Origin of the sequence: Streptomyces sp. NPDC005648 (assembly GCF_040605395.1) — a bacterium.
Taxonomy (GTDB): Bacteria; Actinomycetota; Actinomycetes; order Streptomycetales; family Streptomycetaceae; genus Streptomyces.
Map to the genome: position 1 here is coordinate 52,053 of NZ_JBEXCS010000056.1, position 8,334 is coordinate 60,386.

An 8,334-nucleotide genomic window follows, 5' to 3' on the forward strand; every position below is an offset into this window, starting at 1 on the left:
GTCAGCCCTTGAACGTCACATCGGTGATGCCCTGCTTGAAGCCGGCCCCGCTGTAGCCGTCCTGGGGGGCCATCGGTACGTCTGTGATCCACAGGAGTACGTATTGACTCTTCAGCTTCTTCGAAGCCTTCACCGTGAGAGAGCCGCCGTCAGTGGTGGCCGTTCCGATCTCCGTCATCCCGTCCACCGACGTCGAGGGGGTCAGGGAGTCGGTGGCGTACAGGTGGATCGTCGTGTGGTTGCCCGCGTACTTGAGTTTTATGGCAGCCGTCGAGATCGTCTGTGGCGAGTTGAGTTCGTAGACGATGCCCACGCCCGGCTTGTACGGCGCGAGCTTGGGGCCGGCGTTGTACTTCTTCGTCCGCCAGTAGGTGGAGCTGTCGTTGTCGTAGGTGTTCTTGACGTCGTCGGGAGCCTGCAGCGACCCCTCGACGGCGTATTCCTGGGCATCCTGGATCTTGAGCAACTTGACCGGAGCGTTCTTGTCGCCGTTCTTGTCGTTGCCGTCGGTCGTCTGGGTCTTGTTGGTGTCGTCGGACTTGTTGCCGTTGTCCATGAGGACTTCGGCGAGCTGCCAACTGCCCAGCCCCAGCGCGGCGATGAGCAGCGCCGAGACGGCCCACTTGAGCGCCTTGCCGGTGCGGCTCTGCAGGGGAGCCGGCGGGGGAGGCACGGGCTGCGTGACACCGAGGTGCGGTGCCGGGCGGCCGTAGGTGCCCTGCTGGTACGTCGTGCGCTGGTACTCCGGCGGTGCCGTGTACGCCGGCTCCGGCGGGCGGATGCGGGGCATCTCACCGATCGCCTTCACCAGCTCCTCCGGCGTCGTGCACGCGGACTCGTGGCGCGAGGCGGTCGCCCCGTCGTTGGCGAGCGCGCGCATGCTGAGCTCGGACAGGCCCCGGTGAACACCGGCCCGCACCTGGTCGGGTGCGATCAGGCCAATGTCCTTGGGCAGCCCCGACAGACCATGGGCGTCGTTCTCGTACGGCCAGCGCTGGGTGAGCGCCGCGTACAGAAGGGCGCCGATGGCCTCGGTGTCCGTGCGCTGCGGGGTGTCCGAACTGATGCCGCGCAGCGCGGCGTTGACCGCGAGGCCGCGGATGCGCCACTGACCGCTGGACGTCCGCAGCACGGCGTTGGGGTTCAGCCGGAGATGGGCGAGGCCCTCCCGGTGCGCGGCGGCCATCGCCGAGGCGATCTGACTGACCATCTGGTAGGCGTCGTACGGCTCCAGGGGGCCGGCGGCCAGCAGCGCGGTCATCTCGGTGGCGTCGGGCAGCCACTCGTGGACGACGTAGACGAGGTCGTCCTCCTCGACGGCGTCGAGGACCTGGACGAAGCGCGGATCGCCGAGCAGCGCCGAGGAACGGGCCGCGGCCAGCACGGAACGCGCCCGCGCATGGTCCGCGGGCAGGATGTGGACTCCGACGGCACGCCGGAGTTTCTCGTCCACCGCGCGCCAGCTGCTGAATCCGTCCAGACGGGTGACGCACTCCTCGAGCCGGTACCGTCTGGCCAGCTTGTGGCCGCTGTGCAGTTCGGTTGGTGAGGCCTTCTCGGGACCGTCGGTCCCGCCACTCCCCTGTGCCTCGTCGATGTCCGTGTCCCGCTCCCGGTTCTGGGCCACCCCGTCGGCCGTGGACTGGTCCGCCTGTGCGGTCAGCGACTGGTCGCCGCTGTTGTCTGCCACGTCGACGGCAGCCGTGCTCCGTTCCGCCACCGTCGTTCCCTGCCTCCCCATCCATTGCGCGCCGACCGACCTGCGTGCGCGCCGTCCGACGCCGAAACCAATTGTGCCCACAGTCCGCCGGTATGCACGACACACGGTGGCGGACGATGGTTGTGCGCGTACCCCCGCGTCAGCGCCCCAGACGCCCGCGGACCATGCCGACCAGCGAGTTCAGCTCCTCGATGCGCATCTTTCGTGCGGCTACGAAGAAGATCCCGAGGAGAATCGCACCACCCACCAATAGCGCCGCGAAGGAACCCACGACTCCCTGGCCGAGCGTGTGGCCGATCCCGTAACAAGCCGCACCGCTGAGCACCGCCGCGGGCACCGAGGCGATGCAGAGCCTGGCGTAGGTGCGCAGCACCCGGGCGCCGTCCAGATCGCCGCCGAGCCGCTTGCGCAGCCGGTTCCAGGCGACACCGACACCGGTCGCGTAGGCGAGGCCGTAGGAGGCGGCCATGCCGACGACGGCCCATCGCAGGGGCAGCACCAAGTAACAGACCACCGAGGCACCCGCGTTGACGGCGGCCACGATGACCGTGTTGTAGAACGGCGTCCGGGTGTCCTCATAGGCGTAGAACGCGCGCAGGACAACGTACTGCACGGAGTACGGGATCAGGCCCAGACCAAACGCCATCAGCATGTAACCCATGTTGGTGGCGGCGCCGACGCCGGAGCCGCCGAAGATCAGCGTGCACATGGGGATGCCGAGCGCCAGGAATCCGAAGGCGATGGGCACGATGGCGACGGCCGTGGTGCGCAGCCCCTGGGAGATGTCGTCGCGGACGGCGCCGCTGTCGCCCTCGGCCGCCGACCGCGAGATCCGCGGCAGCAGGGCGGCCATCAGGGAGACGGTGATGATGGCCTGCGGAAGGCCCCAGATCAGCTGGGCGTTGGCGTAGGCGCTGAACCCGGTGCCGGCGATGCCCGTCGCCTTGACGGCCGCGGTGGCCAGCTGGGTGATGACGAGGGCGCCCGCCTGGTTCGCGAGGACGAACAGCACGGTCCACTTGGCGAGCATCGCGGCCTTGCCGAGGCCGTGGCCCTTCCAGTCGAAGCGCAGCCGCAGCCTGAACCCGGTCTCGCGCAGATACGGGATCATGGCCAGAGCCTGGACCACGAGCCCCAGCAGGACACCGATACCGAGGAGCCGCTGGCCCTCCGGCGGGATGGTGTGGACGGTCATCCCGGAGCTGGCGGAGGTGCCGTACACCCACAGAAACATGCCCAGCGTCACGATGATGACGATGTTGTTCAGGACCGGGGTCCACATCATCGCGCCAAACTTGCCTCGCGCGTTCAGGATCTGGCCCATCACCACATGGATCCCCATGAAGAAGATCGAGGGCAGGAAGTAGCGGGTGAAGGTGACGGCGACCTCGTTGGCGGCCGGATCGTGGGCGACCTCCACCGACAGCACCCGCACCAGCACCGGCGCGGCGAGGACCGCGACGGCGGTGAGCGCCGCGAGGGCCACGATCACCAGTGTCAGCAGCCGGTTGGCGAAGGCCTCACCGCCGTCCTCGTCCTCCTTCATGGCGCGCACGAGCTGCGGCACGAACACGGAGTTGAGGCCGCCGCCGACCGTGAGGATGTAGATCATCGTCGGGAGCTGGTAGGCGACCTGGAAGGTGTCACCGAGAAGTGCCGTGCCCAGCGCGGAGACGATCAGGGCCGAGCGGACGAAGCCGGTGAGGCGGGAGACCATCGTGCCCGCGGCCATCACGGCGCTGGACTTGAGGAGGCCGCCGGCCTTCCCGCTCTTCGCCGCGGCCGGCGCCGCCGCGGCGACGGCGGCCGCGGTGCCGAGGTTCATGGTCTCGTCGGCCGCCGCTGCCACGGGAGCCGCCGGCGCCTGGTACGGGGGTGCCTGTGACGGGCCGCCAGGAGCGGCCGCCGGGCCAGGCACCGACGGGGGATCCGTGGGGCGTCCGCCCTGCTGCTGGTCCCGGAAGAGGTGGGCGAAGGCGTCCGGCTCATGGCGCTCCTCGCCGGCCTGGGTCACCAGGTCGTCGACGCCCACGAACTGGGTCGTGCGCGGATTGTCGCCATAGGGCAGGTACTGGGTGGGACCGTCCGGCTCCGGTGCCGGGGTCTGGGCCCATACCTGGGGATCGGGGGCGTACGCCGACTGCTGCGGCTGCGCGTAGAGGGGCTGCTGAGGCTGATAGGTGCCCGGGGGCGGCGGGGGGTGCGCGGCACGGTCGTAGAGGGCCTCGGCGACCGGGTCCTGAGCGGCGAGGTCCTGCGCGCGGTAGGGGTCCTGGTCGTAGGCGTCCTGGAGGTACATGTCGGCGGGCGGTTGCGCCGGCACCTGGCCGGGCTCGGGCGGCGGGCCCTCGGGGGGGCCCGAGCTGCCCGCGGCCCGGCCGCGGTCACCCTCGTACGGCGCGTTCATGGTTACCCCACCTCATCGTCCCGGGCCCACCGGCCACGACTTCGCTCAACGGTCCACTCTCTCACCCGTGCCGGACGGGTCGGCGCTTTCCGCTGCGGTGTCCGGTGTCGGGTCACTCGGCTGCACCGGGTCGCCTGCCCGGGCATCCGTGCCCGACTCCTCCTTGAGACGGCCGTCGGGGCCCTCCGGGTTCTCGGGCTCCTCGGCGCCCTCGTCCGTGGCTCCGTCGCCGCCGTTCTCCTCGGCCTCCCGGGCGGCCCGCTTGCGCTGGGTGTACATCCGGAAGCCGGCGAGGACGAGCAGGAGGAAGCCCCCGCCGATCACCAGCATCACGGTGGCGGTGAACTCGGTGACCTTGACGTCGAAGCTGACGGAGTTGCCGTACTCCTGGCCGTCCTCCGTGTACAGCTGGGCGTACACCGTCGCCTGTCCGTTGGCCTTGGCGGACGTGGTGAACTTCACGGTCGTGCTGTGGCCGCCGGAGACCGTGATGCGCTGCTCGTAGTAGGCCTTGCCGCCGATCTGGAGGCGGGTGGGGTTGCTCGAGGTGAGGCGCAGCACCAGATGCTGGACCCCCTGCACCAGGTTGTTCTGCACGGTCACGGGGATGGTCGCGCTGCGACCCGACAGTTTGGTGGGGGACTTGTCGATCAGCTTGACCTGGCTGGTCAGCTCCCCGAGGTGGTCCTCCACACCGGTGCGGAAGCTCGCTGCGGCACCGGGGCTGCCGCGCCACGACGTGGACATCTCACGGTTCATGGCCCGCCCGAAGGGGGTCACCACCCGGGACTCGTTGGTGAGGATCACCCGGAAGTTGTCGAGCGCGTCCTGGGTTCGTGCGATCTGCTCGAAGGCGGGTCGCGACAGCTCCTGCTTGCGCAGCGACGAGGGATACGCGGAGGTCGACGGCACCTTGGTGGTGGCGCCCGCGTCCGGCTTGGCCTTGGCGGCCGCGGTGAGCTTCTGGCTCTGCGACCAGTTGCCGCCCTCCAGGGCCGTCAGTGCCGCGGCCATCGCCTGGGCCTGGCGGGTCGTCGGCATCCGCTGCGGGGCGACGACGATGCTGCGCTGCTTGTCCGTCTGGGCGTTGAGCGCCAGGCTCTGGGCGAGGAACTGCTGCACGGCCAGCGTGGAGTCGGAGGCTCGCGTCAGGTCGCCCTGGAACGCCGTGGACAGACGGGCGTCCGCGACGACCGCCGTGGTGCCGCCACCGATCGGACGGGCCGCTGAGGGCGTGTAGGGCAGCCCGCCGGTCTCCTGGAAGCTGTCGCTGCGGGCGATCACCTTGTCGGCGCCCGCGGAGGTGGCGACCTTGACGATGGACGCGTCCACGGCGCCGTTCACGGGCCAGGCGAAGTCGGTGTCCGGCGTCACGTGGAGCACCGTCTGCACGGTGGTGGCGGCGACGTCGGTGGCTTCCTTGAGATGGCTCAGCGAACCGGTCACGGTCGTGCCGTTGTGCGCCAGGGAGGCCAGGTCCGGGTCGGCGAAGGGCAGGGCGACGACCTCCTGGTCCGCCACCGCGTTCTGCAGCTCGGCGAGCCACTGCTTGGCGATCGCCTGGTGGGTGCCCACCGTGGTGGTGTTGTCGGCGGCCTTGATCCGGTAGGTGCCGGTCATCGCGTCGACGGAGGCCAGCAGGTCCGGGTCGATCACCCAGGTGACGTCGAGTTCCTTGCCCAGCGTCAGCATCTCGTCCAGGCGGCCGCCCGGGGCGATCTCCTTGGCCAGGTCGTCGTTGAGGAAGACCGGCGTCTGCTGGTTGTTCGACCCCGTCTCCGCCGTCATGTGGACCGTGGAGACGAGCGGCCACAGGAACGTCGTCTTCGTCTTCGTGTCGGCCTCGTCGGGCTGCCACGGCAGGAAGGTCCGCTGGATGCCGAGGACCTGGTCCCACTGCTGCGCCGATGTCTGGCCGGACAGGGAGACGGCGAACTCGTAGACCCCGTCGTCGCCGAGGTCCAGCTTGTCGACCGGCACGGAGATGCTGAAGTGCTCGGCCACCCCGGGCGTGAGTTTCGGGAACTTCTCCACGTACTTGCCGCCGACCTCGGCGGCGGTGGCCAACTGGAGGCTGTCGCTGCTCTTGGCGGCGGTCTCGATGTCCGAGCGTGTGGTGAGCTGAGGGCCGACCCGCAGCCCCACATGGGCTCCGGTCACCGTCTGCTTGCCGTTGTTGGTCACCGTGCCGGACACGGTCAGCGTGTCGCCGTCGGTGGGGACGCTGGGGCTGAGGTCGTCGAGGGCCACGGATACAGTGCCGGCGCCGGACGCGTCCTGCAGTGAGTCCTGCCCCGCCGCGTCCGCCGGCCCGGCGGCGGGCAGCAGCAGTCCGGCCAGCAGGGGCGCCCCGGCGAGCAGTGCTCCGGAGCGCCGCAGCCAGCGGCGGGCAGGTGAGGGACTCGTCCCCTGGAAGTCTGCCGCCTCGGCCACGCGCTCGCCCGTCCCTCGTCGTCGTCAGTGGTCGTCGCAATGTGCGTCCACGCATGGTAACGATGCGCGCTGAGGGGAAGTGCCGCGGTCCGCTCCACAAGATCGGAGAGGAGAGGCGAGGCGTCCCATATGTGCCTGTATAAGGGGCAGCGCCACGGTACGCCAGTGAGCGGCGACCTTGGACTGTTATGTAAGGACGCGTCCTGGCGGAGTTGTGGGCATTCAATGGAGGCGCTCACGGCACCCCGGGCCACGTACCCTCTTCTGTTGTGCCGAACGCCAACGAAGACACCACCAGCGCCGTGAACCGGCCCCCCGCGTCGAGCGAACCGCTGCGGGTGGCCCCGGTCGCCGACGACCTCGCCCACCGCTTCCAGGAGGCCGGGTTCTCCCTCGCTCTCGTCGGCGGCTCGGTCCGGGACGCGTTGCTCCGCCGGCTCGGCAACGACCTCGACTTCACCACCGACGCCCGGCCCGAGGACGTCCTCAAGATCGTCCGGCCCTGGGCGGACGCCGTGTGGGAGGTCGGTATCGCCTTCGGCACGGTCGGCGCGCAGAAGGACGGCTATCAGATCGAGGTCACCACGTACCGGTCGGAGGCGTACGACCGGACGTCACGCAAACCCGAGGTGTCGTACGGCGACTCCATCGAGGAGGACCTCGTCCGGCGTGACTTCACCGTGAACGCGATGGCCCTCGCGCTCCCGGAGAAGAAGTTCATCGACCCCCACGGCGGCCTCGACGACCTCGCGGCCCGCGTACTGCGCACTCCGGGCACGCCCGAGGCTTCCTTCTCCGACGACCCGCTGCGGATGATGCGTGCCGCCCGCTTCGCCGCCCAGCTCGACTTCGAGGTGGCTCCCGAGGTCGTGACGGCCATGCAGGGGATGGCCGGACGGATCGAGATCGTCTCGGCGGAACGGGTGCGGGACGAGCTGAACAAGCTCATCCTTTCCGCGAACCCGCGCAAGGGGCTGACGCTGCTCGTGGAGACGGGTCTCGCCGACCATGTCCTGCCCGAGCTTCCGGCCCTGCGTCTGGAGAGCGACGAGCACCACCGCCACAAGGACGTCTACGAGCACACACTGATCGTGCTGGAGCAGGCCATCGCGCTGGAGGAGGACGGGCCCGACCTGACCCTCCGGCTGTCCGCGCTTCTGCATGACATCGGCAAGCCGCGTACACGCCGCTTCGAGAGTGACGGACGGGTCTCGTTCCACCACCATGAGGTGGTCGGGGCGAAGATGACGAAGAAGCGTATGACCGCCCTCAAGTACTCCAACGAGCTGGTGAAGGACGTCTCACGGCTGGTCGAACTCCATCTGCGCTTCCACGGCTACGGCGCCGGGGAGTGGACGGACTCCGCTGTCCGCCGCTACGTCCGCGATGCCGGCCCCCTCCTGGGCCGTCTGCACAGGCTGACCCGCTCGGACTGCACCACACGGAACCGGCGCAAGGCGGCGGCGCTCTCACGTGCCTACGACGGTCTGGAGGAGCGCATCGCTCAACTCCAGGAGCAGGAGGAGCTGGACTCGATCCGTCCGGACCTCGACGGCAACCAGATCATGGAGATCCTCGGCATCGGGCCGGGCCCGGTCATCGGCCGGGCCTACCAGCACATGCTGGAACTGCGGCTGGAGAACGGGCCGCTGGAGCATGATGCAGCGGTGGCCGCGCTCAAGGAGTGGTGGGGCGAGCAGGGCTGAGGCACCGCGGACATGAGCGCCTTGGTGTACGGGTGCATCGGCGCCCTGTACAGCGCGTCACGGTCCGC

The 8,334-nt window shown here is 69.6% G+C and carries 4 protein-coding genes and 1 pseudogene; 1 reads left to right on the top strand and 4 read right to left on the bottom strand.

Annotated elements, in window-relative coordinates:
* Position 1: 1 nt before the first annotated feature.
* From ABZT17_RS28440 to ABZT17_RS28450, 3 genes are all read right to left on the bottom strand, one after another.
* Positions 2 to 1,720 carry a protein kinase family protein gene (locus ABZT17_RS28440; RefSeq protein ID WP_356352714.1) on the bottom strand — a complete coding sequence of 573 codons (1,719 nt, stop codon included), beginning with the start codon at positions 1,718 to 1,720 and terminating at the stop codon, positions 2 to 4.
* Positions 1,721 to 1,859: 139 nt separating this feature from the next.
* Positions 1,860 to 4,127, bottom strand: a complete 2,268-nt coding sequence (murJ, locus tag ABZT17_RS28445) for a murein biosynthesis integral membrane protein MurJ (protein ID WP_356352716.1) — start codon at positions 4,125 to 4,127, stop codon at positions 1,860 to 1,862.
* A 45-nt stretch (positions 4,128 to 4,172) separates the two neighbouring features.
* A complete protein-coding gene (locus tag ABZT17_RS28450; protein WP_356352718.1) occupies positions 4,173 to 6,560 on the bottom strand; it encodes a DUF6049 family protein in 2,388 nt (795 codons plus the stop codon).
* Between the two features lie 269 nt (positions 6,561 to 6,829).
* On the opposite strand from ABZT17_RS28450, the gene ABZT17_RS28455 reads away from it, so the two are divergent.
* On the top strand, positions 6,830 to 8,266 hold the full coding sequence (locus ABZT17_RS28455; RefSeq protein ID WP_356352720.1) for a CCA tRNA nucleotidyltransferase: 1,437 nt from the start codon (positions 6,830 to 6,832) through the stop codon (positions 8,264 to 8,266).
* Here ABZT17_RS28455 and ABZT17_RS28460 read toward each other — a convergent pair.
* Positions 8,260 to 8,334 (bottom strand): annotated as a pseudogene (locus ABZT17_RS28460) (ABC transporter ATP-binding protein); the annotation flags it as partial. The gene ABZT17_RS28455 and the pseudogene ABZT17_RS28460 overlap by 7 nt on opposite strands.